This window comes from Paraburkholderia sp. BR10936, from assembly GCF_040965735.1.
GTDB classification, from domain to species: Bacteria; Pseudomonadota; Gammaproteobacteria; order Burkholderiales; family Burkholderiaceae; genus Paraburkholderia; species Paraburkholderia nodosa_A.
Genome location: NZ_JBFRCM010000018.1, coordinates 162923 through 183080 on the forward strand (window position 1 = coordinate 162923; position 20158 = coordinate 183080).

At 65.9% G+C, this 20158-nt stretch carries 19 protein-coding genes; 3 read left to right on the forward strand and 16 right to left on the reverse strand.

The window, feature by feature from the left end:
- Positions 1–15: 15 nt before the first annotated feature.
- The 16 genes from AB4Y36_RS31405 to AB4Y36_RS31480 all read right to left on the reverse strand — a co-directional run bounded on the left by AB4Y36_RS31405 (position 16) and on the right by AB4Y36_RS31480 (position 15598).
- A complete protein-coding gene (locus tag AB4Y36_RS31405) occupies positions 16–999 on the reverse strand; it encodes a 2Fe-2S iron-sulfur cluster-binding protein (protein WP_368685064.1) in 984 nt (327 codons plus the stop codon).
- The gene (locus AB4Y36_RS31410) at positions 996–2321 is read right to left on the reverse strand and encodes a Rieske 2Fe-2S domain-containing protein (RefSeq protein ID WP_368685065.1); all 1326 of its coding nucleotides are present in this window, start codon (positions 2319–2321) and stop codon (positions 996–998) included. The genes AB4Y36_RS31405 and AB4Y36_RS31410 overlap by 4 nt, the downstream gene beginning before the upstream one ends.
- Positions 2318–2881 (reverse strand): V4R domain-containing protein, encoded by a 564-nt coding sequence (locus AB4Y36_RS31415; protein WP_368685066.1) that lies wholly within the window; start codon positions 2879–2881, stop codon positions 2318–2320. Before AB4Y36_RS31415 ends, AB4Y36_RS31410 begins: the two co-directional genes overlap by 4 nt.
- A 14-nt stretch (positions 2882–2895) precedes the next feature.
- Entirely contained in the window at positions 2896–4236 is a 1341-nt protein-coding gene (locus AB4Y36_RS31420) for an MFS transporter (protein WP_368685067.1), read from the reverse strand.
- A gap of 52 nt (positions 4237–4288) precedes the next feature.
- Positions 4289–5215: an amidohydrolase family protein gene (locus AB4Y36_RS31425; RefSeq protein ID WP_368685068.1), complete on the reverse strand. Its 927-nt coding sequence runs from the start codon at positions 5213–5215 to the stop codon at positions 4289–4291.
- A gap of 37 nt (positions 5216–5252) precedes the next feature.
- Complete coding sequence (locus tag AB4Y36_RS31430; protein ID WP_368685069.1) at positions 5253–6179, reverse strand: VOC family protein; 927 nt, start codon at positions 6177–6179, stop codon at positions 5253–5255.
- Positions 6176–7756 (reverse strand): FAD-dependent monooxygenase, encoded by a 1581-nt coding sequence (locus tag AB4Y36_RS31435; RefSeq protein ID WP_368685070.1) that lies wholly within the window; start codon positions 7754–7756, stop codon positions 6176–6178. The genes AB4Y36_RS31430 and AB4Y36_RS31435 overlap by 4 nt, the downstream gene beginning before the upstream one ends.
- Before the next feature lie 22 nt (positions 7757–7778).
- Positions 7779–8534 (reverse strand): SDR family NAD(P)-dependent oxidoreductase, encoded by a 756-nt coding sequence (locus AB4Y36_RS31440; protein WP_368685071.1) that lies wholly within the window; start codon positions 8532–8534, stop codon positions 7779–7781.
- Entirely contained in the window at positions 8531–9403 is an 873-nt protein-coding gene (locus tag AB4Y36_RS31445) for a fumarylacetoacetate hydrolase family protein (protein WP_368685072.1), read from the reverse strand. Before AB4Y36_RS31445 ends, AB4Y36_RS31440 begins: the two co-directional genes overlap by 4 nt.
- A 67-nt stretch (positions 9404–9470) precedes the next feature.
- Positions 9471–9869 carry a RidA family protein gene (locus AB4Y36_RS31450; protein ID WP_368619768.1) on the reverse strand — a complete coding sequence of 133 codons (399 nt, stop codon included), beginning with the start codon at positions 9867–9869 and terminating at the stop codon, positions 9471–9473.
- A complete protein-coding gene (locus AB4Y36_RS31455; RefSeq protein ID WP_368685073.1) occupies positions 9866–11008 on the reverse strand; it encodes an Ldh family oxidoreductase in 1143 nt (380 codons plus the stop codon). The genes AB4Y36_RS31450 and AB4Y36_RS31455 overlap by 4 nt, the downstream gene beginning before the upstream one ends.
- Positions 10989–11396, reverse strand: coding sequence for a cupin domain-containing protein (locus AB4Y36_RS31460; RefSeq protein ID WP_342949968.1), 408 nt, complete (start codon positions 11394–11396; stop codon positions 10989–10991). The genes AB4Y36_RS31455 and AB4Y36_RS31460 overlap by 20 nt, the downstream gene beginning before the upstream one ends.
- Before the next feature lie 54 nt (positions 11397–11450).
- On the reverse strand, positions 11451–12206 hold the full coding sequence (locus AB4Y36_RS31465) for an SDR family oxidoreductase (RefSeq protein WP_342949967.1): 756 nt from the start codon (positions 12204–12206) through the stop codon (positions 11451–11453).
- A complete protein-coding gene (locus tag AB4Y36_RS31470; protein ID WP_368685074.1) occupies positions 12203–12628 on the reverse strand; it encodes a Zn-ribbon domain-containing OB-fold protein in 426 nt (141 codons plus the stop codon). Before AB4Y36_RS31470 ends, AB4Y36_RS31465 begins: the two co-directional genes overlap by 4 nt.
- Entirely contained in the window at positions 12625–13797 is a 1173-nt protein-coding gene (locus tag AB4Y36_RS31475; RefSeq protein WP_368619771.1) for a thiolase family protein, read from the reverse strand. The genes AB4Y36_RS31470 and AB4Y36_RS31475 overlap by 4 nt, the downstream gene beginning before the upstream one ends.
- Before the next feature lie 19 nt (positions 13798–13816).
- Entirely contained in the window at positions 13817–15598 is a 1782-nt protein-coding gene (locus AB4Y36_RS31480) for an AMP-binding protein (protein WP_368685084.1), read from the reverse strand.
- A gap of 61 nt (positions 15599–15659) precedes the next feature.
- Here AB4Y36_RS31480 and AB4Y36_RS31485 point away from each other — a divergent pair, with 61 nt between their 5' ends.
- The 3 genes from AB4Y36_RS31485 (at position 15660) to AB4Y36_RS31495 (ending at position 20146) form a co-directional block, all read left to right on the forward strand.
- The gene (locus AB4Y36_RS31485) at positions 15660–16169 is read left to right on the forward strand and encodes a MarR family transcriptional regulator (protein ID WP_342949964.1); all 510 of its coding nucleotides are present in this window, start codon (positions 15660–15662) and stop codon (positions 16167–16169) included.
- Positions 16170–16606: 437 nt separating this feature from the next.
- Positions 16607–17905, forward strand: a complete 1299-nt coding sequence (locus AB4Y36_RS31490; protein WP_368685075.1) for a TAXI family TRAP transporter solute-binding subunit — start codon at positions 16607–16609, stop codon at positions 17903–17905.
- Between the two features lie 324 nt (positions 17906–18229).
- Positions 18230–20146 (forward strand): AAA family ATPase, encoded by a 1917-nt coding sequence (locus tag AB4Y36_RS31495; protein ID WP_368685076.1) that lies wholly within the window; start codon positions 18230–18232, stop codon positions 20144–20146.
- Positions 20147–20158: the final 12 nt, after the last annotated feature.

Below are 20158 nucleotides of genomic sequence, written 5' to 3' on the forward strand. Positions count from 1 at the left end.
TGTTCCCGCTCCCCTTCATGCATCGAGCACCAGCCGCCCGCAGCCGGCGCGCGACACGCAGATTTGCATCACATTGCCTGCCTGCCGTTCCGACTCACTGAGGCAATAGTCGCGGTGATCGAGTGCCCCTTCCAGCACCGTCGTCCGGCACAGCCCGCATTCACCGCGCTTGCAGTCGTAAAGCGGGTCGAGGCCGGCCTCCAGCATGGCGTCAAGAATCGATTCCCCGGCCGCCACCGTGAGCGTGCGACCCGACTGGCGCAGCTCGACTTCGAAGCCGGTGTCGGACGCCGCGGCAGGCGGCGCGGCAAACCGCTCGAAGTGAATGTCCTCACGAGCCCACCCGCGCGCGTACGCCTGGGCCAGCACCGCGTCGATCATCCCCGCCGGGCCACAGACGTAGAGGGGCTGGCCGGGACGCAAGCCTTGCAACAGTGCCGCGATATCCAGCACCGGCAGTACGCCCTCGTCGGCGTAAAGCGATAGGTGCGCGCCGGCGATGCCGCGCAGTTCCTGCGCAAATGCCAGCTGACGGGTGTCGCGGGCGCTGTAGTGCACGCGGTAGCGCCGCCCGGCGCCCGCCAACGCGGCCGCCATCGACACAATGGGCGTGACCCCGATGCCACCGGCAATCAGCACGGCGTCTTCGGCATCCAAGTCGAGCACAAAGGCGTTGCGCGGCTGGCTGGTCAGCAACCGGCTGCCAGGCTTCAGCATGGTGTGCATCCAGCGAGAGCCGCCCAGACCATTGTCTTCGCGCCGCACGGCGATGCGGTAGACCTCAGGCGCCAGCGTGGCGCCCACCGTGCCGTTGATCAACGAGTAATGCCGCCAGTCCGCGGTGCCGCCAGGCGCGACCCGCACGCGCAGATGGGCGCCCGCGGTGTACCCCGGCAGCGCCCTGCCCGCCGGATCCCGCAGACGGAACTCGGTGATGGTGCCGGTCAGCGGAATCACTTCGTCGACCACCAGTTCGATCGTTGCGTCGGAGCCAGTCATGCCGATGCTCCTTTCGCATCCGCCGTCATCAGCGTCGCCCACGCGCGGAACTGGTTGCGCATCAGCAGTTCGTTAGTGCCGCTCACCTCCTGCTCCAGCTCCAGCTGTTCGCCGTCGCGGTACTCACGATGCAGGCTGATCCATGGATTGCCCTGGGCGGCTAGCGATCTCTGGACGCCCTCGAAAATATGGATGTCGTCATGTGCCACCACCGACATCGGCGAGAACGTCAGCCGGTTGTAGGTCAGCGTGCGCTCCAGTAGCACCTGCGGCGCTCCTTTGGGTGCCAGCGCCCAGACCTCGACCAGCGTACGGTCCATGCCCAGCGGCTTGATCACACGCAGCGTCTGCGGCGATCCCTTGAGCGCGAGTGACGGAAACAGGACCACGTTCTGCGGCGCGAAGCCGAGAATTTCAGCTGTTCGCTGCGCGCCATGGGCCGCCTCCAGCGCCTGCCGGTAATCCTCCGGCATGTCATATCCCGAATGGATGCTGGCGTGGATACCCAGCACGCTGTGCCCGTTCGGATAGATACGCGCGCCAGTTCTCGTGAAGAAGTCATAGCCCGAGCCGAATGGCAGCAGTTGCTGCAGGGCTATCGACTCCGGCGCATCGGCCGGCTGCGTGTCCTGCACGGACCTGGCCGTCGCCGAGACCGACTCGTGCGTGGAAACCGGGTGCACCGAATCATTGACGTTCTCGAGGTACATCTTCCAGTTGCACCGCATCACGCTGCGCAGGCAGCCGCCGGCAATTTGCAGTTCGCCCATGGGGGAGCGGTCGGCGAGGCTGTCGAGCACCGTCAGCACGGGACCGAGGTAATCCGAAAACTCCGGGCCCTCCGCCGACAAACAAGTGAAGACGAAACCGCGATGCACCGCCATGCGTGGCGCCACCAGGCCAGCTCCGGACTCGCAGGCGTGCATGCGGGTATGTTCATAGCCAGTCTTCAGCGGCACGGCCAGCAAGGCGCCATCGGTCTTGTAGGCCCACGCGTGGTATGGACAACGAAAGAATTTGCCGGTGTTGCCTTGCACCTGGCAAACGAGTCGCGCACCTTTGTGGGCACAGCGGTTCATCAGCACCCGCAGGTTGCGGTCCGGCTGGCGCACCAGGATCAGAGGCTGGCCGGCGATCTCCGTGGTGTAGTAGTCGCCCGGTTCGGGCACCTGGCTTTCGTGGCCGACGTAATTCCAGCTGCGCTGGAACAAGCGTTCCTGCTCGAGGCGGAACAATTCCTCGCTGAGGTAGACGTCGCGGTGCACGCGGTCTTCCTGCACCAGCGCGCGGATGGCGCCGGCATCGTCCCGGTAGCGGGTCATGTCAAGTCTCCTTCCTCGTTGCTCGCCAGTGCCGGGCGGGCGACAAAACGGCAAGTGGCATATGGATGCACGGCGGCGCACGCGGTTTCCTGCACGCGCACAGGTTGCCCCAACACAATCGCGGCGACGGTGCGGAACATGCCTGCGATCGGCGCGCAGACCGGCTGGGCCGCCGACCCGTAGCCCGCGGCAAAGGGGCTGTTGAAAACATTGAGAACCAGACCATCGCCGCTGCGCTCGAAGTCCCACCGCCCCCAGCCAAGCGCGGGCGACGTTTCGCAGATCAGATCGAGCAGCGCATTGCCGTCGCCCGCCCCGCGGCCGGGCAGGCCGTCGAGATAGGCGAGAATGCTGAGCTTGCCGTGCCGGGCCGTAGAGTCGGCGAAGGCGCACAGCGCTTGCGCCCGCGTGGTGTCATCCAGCAACTGCAGCATGCCCATGAGGACATCGGGGCGCATCAGCAGGTAGCGGCGATCATGGTCACGGACCTCTCCGCGCACCAGATCGAAAACGAGCCGCTGTGCGATCGGCGTGGCCAGGGGTGAAGTCGGGGTTGTCATGGCGCTCCCTTCCTTCAGGCCTGCCCGGGGCGCCTGCGCGCCTCACTGGGCAGCGTTTCCGGCGTGAACATGAGCGCGATCACCGTGATGCCCCCCAGCACGATCAGATAGAGCGCGACAGGCGTCGCCGAGTGATACTTCGCCAGCAGGGCCGTGGCGACCATCGGCGCCACGCCGCCGCCGATCACCGACGACAGTTCGCGGCCAACGCCCATGCCGGAGTAGCGCACTTCCGTCCGGAACAGCTCTGCCATATAGCTCGGCTGTACACCGACCATGGCGGCCAGCACCACGGAATCGGCCAGCACGTAAGCAAGCAGCACCAGAGACGGCTGGCGCGTATCGATCAGCCAGAAGAACGGGAACGCCACCAGCATCACGCCGACCGCGCCCGCCATATAGACGGTGCGTCGGCCGATTCGGTCGGACAGGTGGCCATACGCCAGTGCGGTGCCCATGACCAGCACCATCGAGATCGTCAGCCCTTCCAGCATGACCTGGTTAGGAATGCCAAGATGCGCGCCATAGGCGAGCGAGAATGCGAAGAAGATATAGGACGCGCCGCCTTCCGCCATGCGCAGCCCCACCACCATCAGCACTTCCTTCGGCTGCTGGCGCAGCACTTCGATCACGGGCAGGCGCACACCGTGGCCGCTGCGCCTGGCCGCCACGAACTCCGCGCTTTCGGGAATCCGGCTGCGGATGTAGTAGCCCGCCAGGACCAGCACGATGCTGGCGAGGAACGGGACGCGCCATCCCCAGCTCATGAAGTCTTCGGCAGGCAGCTTCTGCGCCGCCCAGAAGGCGACTGCCGACAGCACGAAGCCGACGGTCGCCCCGCTCGGGCTCCAGGCCGACAGGAAGCCTCGCCGCGTCGGCGGCGCATTCTCACTGATCAGCAGGATGCTGCCGCTCCATTCGCCGCCAGCAGCCAGCCCTTGCAAGAGACGCAGCAACACCAGCAGCACGGGCGCCCAGATCCCGATCTGCCGATACGTCGGCAGGAGGCCCATCAGGGCGGTGGCAAGCCCCATCACGACCAGCGTCAGCACCAGAACCAGCTTGCGGCCGTAGCGGTCGCCCACGTGACCGCAGATCACGCCGCCGAGCGGGCGCGCGACGAACCCCACCGCGAAGCCGCCGAAGGCCGCCAGCGTGCCCACCAGCGGGTCCGTGCCGATCGGGAAGAACAGCTTGCCGAAGATCAGCGCCGCGGCCGTGCCATATAGAAAGAAGTCGTACCATTCGAGTGCCTGCCCGACGATCGATGTCATGACGGTCTTGCGCAACATCGCCCGCCGCCCATCGGCAGCCGCCGGCATACCGGCCGCGGCTGATCCTTGTTCCACATTCATGTTGTCTCCTTGATTCTCGTTCTCTGCCTGTTGTGGTGTGTGCGCCGGGCCGTTACGGCGTGGCGTCTTGTCTCCACGCGCGCACGGTGTCATCGGTGCCCGGCGAGGGGATGCCCATGGGAAACGGCCAGTCCGAGCCGAACAGCACATTAGGGCGGCCGAATACCTCCTGTGCCAGCCGCAGGCCGGCGGGCTGGTGCGCGATGCAGTCGGCGAAGAAGCGCCTCGCCGCCTGCAAGGGCGGCTCGATCTGTGCCGGCACTCCCGGACGCCCGGTGTCGAAGCCACGCTGCAAGCGTCCGCACACCGCCGGGAACGCGCCGCCAGCGTGCGCGAGGCAGAAGCGGATGCGCGGGTACTGCTTCGGGACATCCGCCATCAGCAGTTGCGACGCCGCGACCGCGGTCTCGTAAGGATTACCAAGCAAGTTTTCCATGTAATGCCGTGTGAGCCTGCCGTCGCAACAGTGCGCCGGATGAAGGAAGACGAAGGCGCCCTGCGCGTCCAGCCGCTCCCACAGCGGCCGGTGCGCCGGATCGCCGTAATCGACGGCGTCAACGCCTCCTGCCGCCAGCGCGTATCCTGCATGAGCCGACTCGCCATAACACGCGGCCAATGCCTGCGCCACCGCCGGGTGCTCCATCGGCAAATGCAGCAAGGCACCCAGCTTTGCACTGTGGCGAGCGGCGATCTCGAGCAGGCCATCGTTGACGTAACAAGCCCAGGTGTGGGCCGCGACGGCGTCCAGGTGCTGCCGGTAGAGCGGCGGCGGCACCGATACCAGCGCACGCCGCACGCCGTTGGCCTCCATCCAGGCGAGCAATCGCTCGGGGTGATACAGGTCCATGGCCATCAGCGGCTGGCCGTCGATCACCATCACACCGTCGGCAGTCCGCCTGACGACACCGTCCAATGGCGGCAATGCAGCCCTGCCGCCGGGCACAAGGTGAGTATGGACATCCAATGCGATCGAGGACATGGGTTTTCCTTCGTCTTCCGACAATCCATACGCGGGGTCACCGTGGCTCCAGGTTGGCATTCATCTCCCCTCCCCAGAATTCCGGCGACCACGTCGGCCCCCAGATGTACGGCAAGACCGTCCAGTCCCGGCTCACCCATTGGTCGCTGATCTTGTCCATGTCGGCGTAGTACTCCACCCAGCTACCCCACGGATCCCGCACATACTGGAACAGGTTCGACGCCAGCGCATGTCGTCCCGGGCCGAAGCTGTCCCGGTAACCCGCCTCGCGCATGCGCCAGGCGCCGAAACCGATGTCGTCGATCCCGCCCATCTGGAAGCTGGCATGCTGGAAGCCGCGGTGCGTACTGGCGATCAGGCCGAAACAGTGGTGGTCGATCACGCCCTCGCCCGCAGCGAGGAAGCTCACCTTTCCGACTGCCCTGTCGGCCACACGCAGGCCGAGCGTATCGCACAGGAAGCGCTCCGCCCTTGCCAGGTCGGGGGTGAAGATCAGCACGTGGCCTATCTTGAGCGGGGCGCGCCCGCCATCGAGTGCCTGCCACGCCGCGACGTCCACCGGCCGGCGCAGCACGGCATCGGCGGCGGGCTCCGCGAGCGACCCCGGAACATGTGGGCTGAGATGAATCCATGTACCCCACGGGTCCTGGAACCAGAGCCCGTCCCGGTGGCCGCCGGGCGGGGCCTGCTCGAGGACGTCGAGTCCGGCCTGAGTCAGCTTCTCGATGAAGTCCGCGCGCTGCAGCGGATCAAAGTAGAAAGACACATGATGCAGCCGTTTGCCCGCGCCGGCCGACAAGATCAGTTCATCGTTGGTTCGGCCAGGCGAGCGCATGCGCAGCACGCCCGGTTGCACCGTCGCGGTTTCGAGGCCGAAGGTCTCGTAGAAGGCCCGGGCGGCGCCCAGGTCCGGTACTTCCAGGCCAAAGCCGTTCAGGCCGAGCACGCTGGGTCCACGGATCATTGCGAACTCCCTTGCGGCGCGGGCACGCCGACGATGGATGCATAGAGGTCTTCGGCACGTTGCGGCGCGATCGGCACGATGGCGGCGACATGGTCGTCCGGGCGAATCAGCACCAGCGTGCCGTCCGCCACGCCGAGGCGCTCGCGCAACTGGTTGCCGACATCGAGCAGGGCGCGGTCGCGCAGGCCGGAGTCGAGGGGGGCGTCCCAGCGCGACACCACGAAGTGACGCAAGGCGGGGGACGTGTTGTGTGGGATCTGCGGCTGGCGGCGCACGTCGTCGAAATACAGCGCGAGGAAATTGCCGTCGACGAGATCGTGGACCCGGACTGGCCGTCCGGCGGGGCCATGCAGCAGGAAATCCGGGATGCGCTCGCCCACCTGCAGCGGCGGCGGCTCGGCCTCCGTTCGGATCATCGACCAGTCGCCACTGCCGTTGATATCCAGCCGCACGCCCAGCAGCGTGCGCGTATAGGCGTTGCCCCAGTCCTGCAGCGCCGCGGTGGGTTTTGCCTCGCCCTGCATGGCCATGTGGTGACGCGCGGCCTCCGCCATCTCGCCCGCGCCTTCCTCCGCAACCGGGCGCTGTTCGCGCTCGTAGCCGTCCAGCAGGCTGCTGTCGGCCCAGCCGCGCAGCACCCACGCGAGGCGCCATGGCAGGCTGATGGCATCCAGCACGCCGGTATTGAGGCCAAGCGCCCACATCGGTGTAATCAGATGCGCAGCGTCGCCCATCAGGAACACGCGGTCGCGCCGCCACTGGCGCGCAATGCGGTGGTGCACGCGGTAGCTCACCCGCCCCAGCAACTCGACCTTGTCGACCTTGCCGATGAAGCGCAGCACCTTGCTGCGCAGCGCCTCGTCGGTGGGTTCGTCCGCGTCCCTGGCGAGCGGATAGAGGAAGCGCCAGCAGTGCGGCTGCCGCACCAGGATCATCCACTCCTGCGCATCCGAGAAGTACGCGAGATAGGGATAGTCGCGCGGATTGGCCACATCGAGGTCGACCTTGAGATCCACCAGCATGTAGCGCACATCGAGCGACGTGCCGACCACCGGAACACCGCATTGCGCGCGCACCGTGCTGCGGCCGCCATCGCACGCCAGCAGGTAGCTGCCCTCGAAGCGCTGCGGGCCATCGGGCGTGTCGAAGATGGCTTGCACACCGCTGGCGCCGGAGTCGAACGACACCAGGCGGTGCTTCATCAGCAAGCGGCCTTGCGGCACACGCTCCACCGCGTCGCGCAGGATCGGCTCGAGATGGTGCTGCGGCAGGTTGACGACGAACGGGTAGCGCGTCTCGTCGCGCAGCACGGCCGTGCGCACAGACGACTGCGAGAGATTGCTCTCCCGTTCGATCTCGCCGATCTCTTCGACTCGAAGCGCACGCTCCAGCACGGCATCGGCGACGCCATAGCGGCGAAAGGCCTCCAACGTGCGCGTCAGCAGCGTGCCCGCCTTGGTGTCGAGCGACAGGCTGCCGTCTTCCTCGAACAGCAGAAAGGGAATGCCGTAGTACGCAAGACCGAGCGCCGTGGTCAGCCCGATCGGCCCAGCGCCAACGATCAGTACAGGCTGCATGGTTGTGGTTCTCCGGTGAATGTCATTGCTCGTGCCCCGCGGGTTCGCTGGCCTGCCAGGCATAGTCCCGGCTGAGCACCGACGCGGTCATGGTGGCGGCGTCGGACAGCAGGAACATCAGCGGCCCCGTGACGTCCTCCGGCTGGCCTACCCCGAGCGTGGCGGCCCAGTGCGCGTCGTCGCTCCCGGCATTGGCATGCCGGTACTGGGGCGTGTCGATGACGCCGGGGGCGATCAGGTTGACCCGCACCCGATGCCGGGCCACCTCCTTCGCAGCACTTTTGATGAAGGCCACCAGTGCGGCTTTGCTGGCGGCATACGCGGCAGAGTCGGCCCAGCCGCTATGGGCCAGTCCCGACGAGAACGCCAGCACGCTGCCGCGCCGCCGCCGGATCATGCCGGGCATCGCAGCCTGGTAGCACCACACCACGCCATCGAGATTGATGCCGAGCGTGCGCTGCCAGTCAGCCGGCGCCGTGTCATGCACAGCCCGGCGCGGCTGCACCGCCGCTGCGCAGACCAGACCGTCAATGTGGCCGTGTTCGTTCTCGATGGACTGCATGGCGGCCATCACGGCATCGCGGTCGCTGACGTCGAGCCGGACAAACTGCAGGCGCGGCTCGGCGGCCAGCAACGCCGCGGCGGCGTGCTCGTCCACGTCGCAGACAATCACCGCTGCCCCCGCCCCCGCGCAGGCACGCGCAAGCGCCGCGCCGATCCCGTTCGCGCCGCCCGTGATGACGATCACGTCGCCGCTTGCATCGAAGCTGGCTTTCATGGGCGCCTCCGCATGTCCGTAACACTCGATTGTCCATACAGGTCGGTCTCGACCACCCGGTTGACCAGTTCGCCCAAGCCCGTACCGCGCGCGGTCACGACGTCGCCGGCTTGCAGGAAAACCTGCGGCTCGCGTGCGTTGCCCACGCCGGCCGGCGTGCCGGTCAGAACGAGGTCGCCCGCGTGCAGCGTCATACCGAACGACAACTCGGCGATGAGTTCGGGAATATCGAAAGCCATCTGCGACACTGAGGCGTCCTGCAGCAGCTCGCCGTTGACGAGGCATTGCAGCCGGACTTCGCGCGGATCGATCTCGTCGGCCGTCACCAGGAAGGGCCCCAACGGCATGGTGCTGTCGATGCTCTTGCCCTTCAGCCACTGGCCGCCGTGACGGCGTTGCAGGTCGCGCTGAGAAATGTCGTTTGCGAGGCAATAGCCCCAGACGTGCCGCATGGCGTCTCTCGCGGCGATGCTGCGGCCGCCGGTGCCGATGACCAGCGCGAGTTCGGCCTCGTAGTCCCATTTGGCCGAGATGCGCGGATCGAAAGCGATGTCGTCGCGCGGTCCAATGACGGTGTGCGGGCTCTTGGTGAAGAAGGTCGGGGCTTCGGGACGCGGCACGTCCTGCCCTTCACGCTTGCCCTCGCCTTCCAGAAAATGGTCCCAGTAGTTCCAGCCGACACAAAGCACATCGCGCGGCAAGCGCTGCAGCGGCGGCAGCAGGCGCAGGCCATCGATTGCGATGCACTCCAGCGTGCCGTCGCACAACGCGCTGGCGATACTGCACAGCGCATCCTGGCCACCGGCGATCACATCGCGCAGGTCGCCCATAGACAGCGGCAATGGGGCCACCTGGTCGCCTTCGACCACCCCGATGCGCGCCCGGCCCTCGTAGATGAAACTTGCAAATCGCATGATTCGGACTCCGATACGTGTCTCAGGCGTTCGGCAGAACCGCGATCGCGCTGATCTCGATCAGGTATTCCGGCGAGACCAGCTTGCTGACCTCGACCATGGTCGAAGCCGGCAGTGGCGCCTTGAAAAACTCGCGGCGCACGTCATGGACGCGGTCGAAATGCTCGATGTTGCGTACGTACACATCGACGCGACAGATGTCGTCGAGCGAGCCGCCGGCGGCTTTCACGGCGGCGCTCAGGTTCTCGCAGACTTGCCGGGTCTGGGTTACGACGTCGCCGATGCCGGCGATCGAGCCGTCGGGCCGGCGCGCCGTCATGCCGGAGATGAAGACCAGCTTGCCGCTGGCCTCGATGGTGGTGGCCTGCGAGAAGTGGCCGTTGGGTTTGCGCAGTTCGCCGGTGAGAATTTGCGTTTTCATGCTGTCAGGTCCATATCGTCTACAAGGTTGGCAATCGAAGAAGGCAGCGCGGCCGTGAGCGCGCGCGCCAGGGCGGCGAGTTCGATCAGCACCGGCCGCTCGACGCGGCAGGCGTCGCCGGATTCGGCACGCCTCGCCCAGCCGATCTCGCCGGGGGCATAAAGACGTTCCGTGCCGGGCGCGCGCCGCGACGAGCGCACCGCGGCCGCCGCGTCGCTGACGGTGCGCGCGAACGCGCCCGCGTCGCGGAAATGCGCCACATCGATCGCGAGGAAAAAGTGCGCGCAGTTGTAGGCAATGGCGCTGTCGCCATAGAGCGGTTGCACCGCCGCGCCGGTGGCGCCGCCGGACAGGCCGCCGCACAGCAGGTCGATCATGAAGGCGAGGCCGAAGCCCTTGGGGCCGGCCGCCGGAAGCAGCATGCCGGCGATGGCGGCGGCCGCGTCCGTGGTGGGCAGGCCTTGCGCGTCGGTGGCCCAGCCAGCCGGAATCGCGCGGCCGGCGGCGGCGGCCAGCCGGATCTTGCCCATCGCGCTGGCGCTCATCGCCATGTCGAGTTCCACCGGCATGCCGTCGTCACCGGGCACCGCGATAGCCAGCGGGTTGTTGCCGACGACGCTCTGGGCGCCACCCGGCGCGGGCATCAGCGGACGAGTGTTGGACATCGCAATGCCAACGCAGCCATCGCTTGCCAGGGCCCGCGCATAGCGGCCCGCCGCGCCGAAGTGAAAGGCGTTGCGCACCGCCACGGCGCCGATGCCGTGCTCAACGGCCCGCTCCCTCGCGATCGCGACCGCCTGTTGCGCGGAAAGCTGGCCCAGCATGTTTGCGGCGTCGAGCACCACGCAGGCGCCGTGGTCATGGGCCACAGCGGCCCGCGACGCCGCCGTCACGGATCCGCTGCGCAGGCGCTGCGCATACATGTGGACAAGCATGACGCCGTGCGAGGGGATGCCTTCCATGTCGGCATCGACCAGAGCCTCTGCGACATACGCGGCATCGGCAGCAGCTACGCCGAGCCGCTCGAAGATCGCGCCGACCGCCGCGCACAGGTCCCGCGGATCGGTCTCGCAATGGCTCGAGGGCGTGGGAATGCCGGGAATGGCGGCACCTTTGTGGTCAGTGGGCATCGCGCTCATCCGTGTACCAGCTCGGCTGCTGCGGATAGTGCGGACCGTCGTAGATTTCCACCACGATGGTGTCTTCGTGCGCGAGCGTCGGGCCGTGGATGTGCCCCTTGGGATTCCAGTAGAAGCTACCCGGCATCAGCACCACATTCGTGGCCGTGTATTCGTAGCGACCCTGCAGGCAGAACATGAACTGGTTCGATGCATGCGAGTGCGGCACGGGAATCGACACGCCCTTCTCGAACCGGATCAGCGCGATGGAAGCGCCGGTGGCGTCGTCGCGCCACAGCATTTTCTCGTAGAGGCCCGGCAGGGATTTGGGGCGCCACGGCATGTCTTCGCTATTTAGGAGTACTTCTTCTAGCGGGGGAATGGACGAGGTAGAACTCGACGGGTTCACGATGTTGTCTCCGGTTTGTTTCTGGTGGTTTGGATGAAGTGAGGTTAAGAGGCCTCAGAGCGCCAGAGAAGCGGCCAGGCTCCCCCCGCCGCAGACGAAGAGGTTCTGCCCCGTGATCCAGCCATTTGCGGGATCGGCAAAGAAGAGCACCGCGCGTGCTACGTCGTCCGGGCGGCCGAGGCGCTGGAGCGGCAGTGAAGCGGCCAGGGCGCGCGCGCGTTCGCCATGCTCCGGGATATCGCGAATCAGCATGCCGGTGACGATGGGCCCGGGCGACACCGTATTGACCGTGATGCCGGACGGCCCGGATTCCAGCGCCCAGGTGCGGGTCATCGCGGCCAGCGCGGCCTTGCTCGCGCCATAGGCGGTGCGTCCGGCCAGGCCCACGATCGCGCGCGACGCCACATTGACGATGCGGCCGAAGCGCTGTGCCTTCATGTGCGGCAGGCAGGCCTGCGCCAGCTTCATTGCGCAGCGCACGTGCAGCGTCATCATCAGGTCGAACTCGGCATCGTCTACGTCTTCGAGCAGGGTGTTGCGCACCGCGCCGGCGTTGTTGACGAGGATGTCGGCCTGCTCTGCCTGAGCGAGCGCCGCCAGTGTGCGAATGCCTTCGGGCGTCGACAGGTCCACGACGCTGGAGATGAGGCGCGGATGCGCACTGGCGGACGGCTCGAGCCCTGCGGCAATCACGCGCGCGCCTTGCGCGAGCAGCGCCTCGCTGACGGCCAGTCCGATGCCCGCGCTACCCCCGGTCACCACGGCCGTACGTCCCGCGAAACGCTGGGTCTCATGGTGGAGATGGCTCATACCGCCCCCCCGTGTTCCGGCGATGCCACGCAGCGGACGCGCAGCACACCAGCGGGCGCCCATGCTGCGCGGATCAGGCTGACCGCCACACGGGTGCCCGGGGCCAGCATGTCGTCGGCCAGCGCGAAAAGCGTGACATCGGAATCCGTGCGAACGGCCGCCACATGTAAAGGCAGCAAACTGACGAAGGCTGGCTCCAGTGTGTGGTGCAGGCGCGTCACCGATAGCACGACGGCCGCGCCGTTGTCCGCCACGTAGTCGATGTGCCCGTGCAGGCAACGCGGGCAATAGCGTTGCGGCGGATAGAACCGGTGGCCGCACTGCGCGCAGCACGGCAGTGCGAGGCCGCCCGGCAGCGTGGACTCCGCCATGCTGTGCCAGGCAAGCGAGCGGCACTGCGCAAAGGAAGCGTCGTGGCTCATGGCGTGACCCCTTCGATGATCGCGGCGCCGGTGGCGAGGCAGCGGTCGTACACGGCCATGCCGTAGCCGCTGGCGAGCCCGATGCGGGCAGCGCGTACCTGATTGGCGCCGGCCTGCGCAGTGACCTGCCGCAAGACTTCCACCAGCCCCAGATAGCCGCCGGCCGCACCGGCCTGTCCGCAGCCGAGCTGGCCGCCGCTTGTGTTGTGCGGAAAGTCGCCGCGGAAACTCAGATCGTGTGACTGAATGAGAGCGGCAGCGGCGCCGGGCGGGCAAAAGCCGAGCCCTTCCAGTTGCAGAAACACTACCGCGGGGTAGTCGTCGTAAGTGGCCAGCACATCGATGTCCCCGCAGCCGACGCCGGCCTCGCGATAGAGGCGGCTGCACTCCTGGGCCCAGCCGCCTCGCAAGATGGCTTCATCGTCGGCGTAGGCGTTGTGGCGCTCGACCATCGACCGGATACGGGCGTACGGCAGGCCGAGATGGAGGGCCCGCCGCCGCTGCATCACCAGAAAGCCCTCCGCACCCGCACACGGCATCACGACATCGAGCTTGTGGAGCGGCTCGGCGATTGGCCGGGCGTCGAGGTACGCCTCGAGCGAAATGGGATCGCGCAACAGCGCGTGCGCGACGGCACTGGCATTGGCGCGCTGCGAGACGCAAAGGCGGCCGAAGTCGGCTCGCGTGGCGCCGGTGGCATCCATATAGCGCCGGGTCAGGTGCGCGAACGGCATGTTCGGACCCGCCGCTCCGTAGGGATACACCGCGTCGATGGCCGCCCAGGAGAAGCGACTGGCCAGCCCGGCAAAACCACCGCGCGGATTGGCATCGGCGCCTATGCAGGCCACGACTTCCGCATCGCCAGCCTCCACCGCCCGTGCCGCGCGGCGCAGCGCGATCACACCGCTGGCGCCGCCGAAAGGTACGGATTCCAGCCAACGCAACGACAGCCCGAGCGACCGCGACAGGCTGGCCACAGGGTCGGGTGCCAGCGTGAAGCTGGAGACGGCGAGGCCGTCAATACTGTCTTTCGACAAGCCGGCGCCAGCCAACAGTTCACGCAGGCATTGCGCGACATACCAGTCCGCTGGCTCGGTGCTGTAGCGCGCGTAGCCTGTCGTGACGGGTACCGCCAGCACGGCTTGCGCGTCTTCGGGTTGGATTGCCATGGGAGACTCCGGCGGCCGCTCAGGCGTTGTCCGCCGGATGCGAGGCGGAGCGTTTCTTCAGGGCGCGCAGGTCGAATGCGGCGCCCTCGCCAGCCAGGCGGCGCATGATTTCGCGCAGCACCCCACGCTGCAGCTTCTGGGAAGCAGTCAGCGGAAGCGCGGACACGAACGCGATGTAGCCCGGGAGCTTGTAGTAAGCGAGCCGCTGCGCCGCAGCCTCGAATATTTGCAGCGCCACCTCGTGCGAAGGCGCGTGGCCGGCGGCAAGCTCGACGCACGCCATGACCTCCTCACCCCGCGTCTCGTCTTCGACGGGTCCCACGCCGACGTTGCGCACAACGGGCAACTGGTTGAGCACGGCCTCGACTTCGAGCGAGGCGATGTTCTCGCCGCTGCGCCGGATGATGCTCTTCTTGCGGTCCACGAAGTGCAGGGCGCCGTCGCTACCCGCGCGCACGATGTCCCCGGTATGGAAGTAATCGCCAGCCCATGCGGCTTCGGTCAACTCTGGCTGGTTGGCGTAGCCCGAGAAGAAACCCGCCCGGGGGTCCGGACCGGCGGCGCGCACCCACAGTTCGCCCGAGCTACCGGGCGGCACGTCAACACCTGCGTCGTCGACGATCCGGTATTCCATGTGCCCCGACGGTCGGCCGAAGCAACGGCTGCCGGCATGGCGCGGCTCGACGTTGGCCGCCACCGCCGCTCCCGCGCCGACTTCGGTCATCGACCACGACTCCACCAGCGGAAAGCCGAAGCGCGCCTCGAACGCCGCCTGGTGTTTCGGATGCACGCCAGCGCCGAAGCCGAACTTCACTGCGTGCGCGCGGTCGCCGGGCTGGGGCGGGAACTGCAGCAGGATGGCCGGCATCACGCCGAGGTAATGCACGATGGTGGCGCCGCTCTGAGCGACGGTCTGCGCCCAGGTGCCGGGGTGGAAACGGTCAAGCTGAATGATGCAACCACCGCTCAGGATCATCGCCATCGACGAGCAGGCCAGCGCGTTCATATGCACCAGCGGCAACGGGGTGATCAGGCGTTCGGCACCGGGCTCGATCGTGCACAGGCCGCCGAGCGACAGGTACCAGCGGCCGAACGCCAGCATGTAGGCATTCGAGAGCATGCAGCCCTTCGGCAAACCCGTGCTGCCCGAGGTATAGACCAACGCACACTCGTCCGTGCTGGCTGCGAACGTGCCGGGCAGCACCGGCACCCGGGGCGCGTCGTCGCCGAGGCAGCAAACCGGCGGCAATGCCCTGTCGGTGCCGGCCAGTGCGAGGTGCAGTGCGGGTTCCAGTGCCGCCCCTCGTCCTTCCAGCGTGACCACCATCACGGCCGCGCTGTCGCGCAGCACATGCGCCATCTCCGCAGCGCTGTGCTCTGCGTTGAGCGGCACGATCGACACGCCGATGCCGTTGAGCGCCAGCCAGCACAGGAAGAACTCGGCGCGGTTGTCGAGCATCACGGCGACGCGATGGCCGCGCGTCAGGCCAGCTTCGCGGAAATCGGCCTCCAGCGCCTGCACGCGAAGGGCTGCTTCGCCGTATTCCCAGTCCACCGCTTGCCTCCCGTACCCCGCCGTTGCTTGCGCGGGAATGTGGAGAAAAGGATGCGCCGGATAGCGGTCCGATGTTGCGTCAAAGGCCGCTCGAACCGAGCCGCCAGAGATTGCGGCGCTATCGCCCGGTTGCCCAGGAAACCCGCACGAGGAATCAAAAGCCATGTCGTGTCTCGCCCATTTCATTGTCTTTCTGATGTCGGCCGGTTGTTGTCCCCGGTCAGACCATGAGCGAATACTAGTCATCGAGTATCTTGATGTCAAGCAATCAATTGCGAAGTTATTTGGAGCCAAGTAAAATTCGCGTATGACTACCCTTGACTATGTGGACCAATTTCTCGCCGAATGGCGTACGGCGCGCCCCGACCTGGATCTGCAACACGCCGACATGCTGATCAGAGTGATCCGTCTGGGCGGCGTGCTGGAGCGAGAGCTGATCAAGCTTTCCCAGGCGCACGGCATCACCTCGGGCCAGTTCCAGGTGCTGGCGGCGCTGCGTCGGCGCTACCCCAAAACGGCATCCCCGTCGGACCTGAGCCGCATCGCCATCCTTACGACCGGCACGATGACCGTGCTGCTGGACCGGCTGGAAGACAAGGGCCTGGTGCGCCGTCTGCCCGATCCGAATGACCGCCGGCGGCTCGAAGTGGAACTGACGGAAGAAGGCCTGGCGTGCATCGATCGTGCACTGGACGAGCGGGTCGGCCGGCTGAACGCGCTGACGGCGATGCTCGATCCGGAAGAGTCCGTCGCTGCAGGCCATGCACTGCGTCATTTGTTGAACGCGATCGACGCTTCAGGCGACGGCGGCGACTGATCGGCAAAGGGGATGCCAGCTCAGGCGCCGCCCGGGAAATTTCAGTGCGAATCGATCCGGTCAGCCTTTGGCGTCGCGCCTTCTCGATGGGTCGATGTGACGGAGCCAAGTAAACGCCATGAAGGTATGTCAAGTAAAAAGGCGAATCCATCGCTTCCAATATTAATTTGCACTACGACCTATATCTTTGATCAGCGACTACCGATCACCAGACAGCAAGGGGACACCGGCGAGTCTGCCAGAAAACGCTGCGTCCTCGATGCGAAGGTAGATTCCCTCGCCGTGGCATACTCACCCCGAGCGGCAACGGCAATAAGCTCAGCATAACGATCAGAGCGAGCCACGACGCACCGCGATCCTTGCTGCGTTGCATCCTGGAGGCGTACATAACGATGCCCCGACACAATCCGGCACTGCATCGCAGCCAGACAGCACCCATGACCAGGGCGAGGCGGCGCTTCCTGATCGTCGGCGTAATCATTTTGTTGGCTGCGTTTGGCTGGGTGGTGGCGATCGTGGCCGCACCCGCGTTCCAACGCACCATCGTCATGACCAGCGGCGCTGACAACGGCATCTATCGTGGCTTTGCGGATCGCTATGCGCCCATCCTGAAGCGTGCGGGCATCAAGCTCGATATCCGCAGTTCCTCCGGCGCGGTGGAGAATTATGAGCGGTTGAGAGACCCGAACAGCGCCTATGAAGTCGGTTTCATCCAGTCGGGTACCACCAACCCGAAGGAGACCGACGGTCTGCAGACGATCGCTGCCGTGTCGTACGAACCGATCTGGGTGTTCTATCGCGGCGACACGACGGTCGACCGGCTGTCGCAACTTCGTGGCAAGAAGATTTCGACGGGCGTGCCCGGCAGTGGCCTGCTCAATGTCGCGCAGGTATTGCTCGGCTACAGCGGCATCACGAGCCAGAACTCCACCCTGCTGCAAATGGATGCGCCGGCAGCGTATCAAGGGCTCGAAAGCGGTCAGATCGACGCTGCTTTCTACATCGGCCGGCCCGACGCCGAGATGCAGAAGATCCTGCTGAACAGCGATCTCAAACTGATGAGTTTCGCCCAGGCAGACGCGCTGGTTCAGAAGTTCCCATCGCTTTCGAAGATCGTCTTGCCACGCGCGTCGACGAGTGTCGCCGATGATCTGCCGCGCACCGACGTCACGCTGCTCGCGGCAACGGCGCTGCTGGTCTCGAAAGACACGCTGCATCCGGCGCTCGTCTATCTGCTGCTCGACGCGGCTCACTCCGTTCACGGTGGCGAAGATTACTTCACGCCGCTCGGCACCTTCCCTAACCTGAAGACGGAAGAATTCCCGCTCTCCGACGAAAGCGTCCGCTACTTCAAATCCGGCCAGCCGTTCCTGTACCGCTATCTGCCGTTCTGGCTCGCGAGCGTGATCGAACGACGGCTGTTGATCCTCGTGCCGTTCGCGGCGCTCCTGATTGGCTTGCTTCAGGCATTGCCGCGGTTGCTCGAAGCACGGATGAAAAAACGGCTCGTCGTCTGGTACCGCGAAATCAAGGCACTCGAAGACGAAGTGTGGAGCAACAGCGAGCCGAGCCCCTCTCAGATCGCGCAATGGAGTGAAGAAATCGAAAACATCGACGCAAACGCGAGCCGGATACGCATTCCGTACCGCTATTTTCAGGACGTCTACGCGCTCAAGCAGGCGATCGGTGTTGTGCGGGACCGGATAGCCCACGTTGCGCAGCGAGCGAACGAATAGCGACGCTCGCCCCATTTATCTTTATTCTGATCGCGGTCCGACCCGCTTGGCAAAGCACGCCAAACAGGGGCACATCGCCGTTCGCGCCCCCTAAGAAACCACGCAGCCAGGCTAAATCACCGGATTAAAAGGTATTTATCCGTCAATCCCCTTTTTCGCGGGCCGCCTAACGCAGGCATAATCCTATTGGAGCAGCGCGATTAAAAGGGTCGTTTTCGTATTCCTGACTATCCATGGACTACGCAAGGCGAGACGTTCGAGCGCCTCCAGTCCCACGATAGATTATCTGGCGTCGTCACGGCGGCGCCAGGCAGGAAAGGATTCATGAAACCGGCAAGGAATTCGCGGTGGTCACGCTTTGGCCGATACGCGGCGTTGGGTGTATGCGCGGCGGCGCTCGCGGCGGCGTCTGGCTTTTTCTACTGGCGCCATCAAGCGAATCTTGCGCAGTCCCAGCCGGCTGCGCTTACGGGTGTCGCCAGCGAGATGCGGCATGACGCATCGCCATGGACGAAGCGCGAGAAGGATGCCTCGGAATTGCTGCGCGATATTCGCGACCGCGATGTCGCCGCAATTGGCGTGAGCCGCGAAGCAATTCTCGTCTCGACGATCAAGGGCGAAAAGTATTATGTGGCCGATCACAATGGCGCATTCGCGAACGCCCTGCTGTTCGCCGATCTGAAACCGGGCGCGACGCCGCCCTGGCAACTCGTCTGGCTGCCGCACGCCGATGTGCGCATCGGCGCCGAGCGCTGGACAGAAGCCCTCGACCGTGTGCGCGACGCGTTCAGTCTGCTACTCCCCGTGCTGATGCTAGGCGGCCTGCTGTGGTTCATGCGCCGCGAAATGGGCGGCGGCGCGCAATTGCTCGGCGAATCGCCGACTTTGCGCTTCGACGACGTGATCGGCGCAGGCGAGGCGAAAGCCGCGCTCGCCGACGTGCGCGCGTGGCTCACCGAGCCCGCGCAGTTCACGGGCATGGGCGTGCGCGCGCCATGCGGCGTGCTCATGACAGGCGGCCCGGGCGTCGGCAAGACGCGTCTCGCGCAGGCGCTTGCAGGCGAATGCGGCGCGAATTTCATCGCCATCACGGGCAGCTATTTCAGCGCGAAGTATTACGGTGTGGGCATTCAGAAGGTCAAGCGCCTGTTCGAGCTCGCGCGCAAGAACGCGCCGACGGTCATCTTCATCGACGAGGCGGACGGCCTGGGCAAGCGCACCGATACGGGCGGCGGCCCGGTCGAAGCGGAAAGCAACCGCATCATCAACCAGCTGCTCGCGGAGATGGACGGGTTCGCGTCGAACGAAGGCGTGATCATCGTCGCGGCGACCAATCACCCGGACAATCTCGACGAAGCGCTGCGCCGCCCTGGCCGCTTCGACCGCACGGTGCAGGTGCGTTTGCCCGACCTCGAGGATCGCGCAGAAATTCTGCGCTTCTACGCCGGCAATCTGAAGTCGAAAGCCAACGATCTCGATTTCAACCAGCTCGCGCGGCTGACCACGGGCCTTTCCCCGGCCACGCTCTCGATGATCGTGAATCAAGCGGGTCTCGTCGCGCGCAAGGCCGGCAAGCGGCAAGTGGCCGCGGTGCATTTTCTCGAGGCCATCAAGATTGCACGCATTGGCGACGTCAACGGCGCGGAGCGCGCGCTTTCGGACGACGAACGCACACGCATTGCGATCCATGAAGCAGGACATGGACTCGTCGCCGCCCTCCTCGGCACCGGCGTGCTCGAAGAAGTGACGATTTTGCCGCGTGGCGGCGCGTTGGGCGTGGCGCTGATCACGAAAATGCAGGACAAGTACCTGTATCGCGAAACGGAAATGCGTAACGAAATCCAGGTGCTGCTGGGCGGGCGCAACGCGGAACTGCTCATGTTCGGCGAAGCGTCGAGCGGCGCGGCGCAGGATTTGCAGGAGGCCTCGCGCATCAGCCTCGACATGGTGTCGAAGCACGGCTTCAATGCGGATGGCAATCTGTTCAGCCTCGCGGCGCTGCCGCAGCAGGTCGCGGGCTTGCAGTTGAAGAGCGCGATCGAGCACGCGAACGCACTGCTGCACGAACTCAACGACGCGTGCTTCGCGTTGCTGCGTGCGAACGAGCCGGTGCTGCGCGCGATCGCCGATCAGTTGCTCGAGGCGGAGACGGTGCCCGGCGAGACGGTCTATCGTCTGATTCGCGAGCATGCGGCGGCCGTGGCGAGCACGCAGGCGGTGACCGAAGCGGCCGCCGCGTAAGCCGCTTGCACC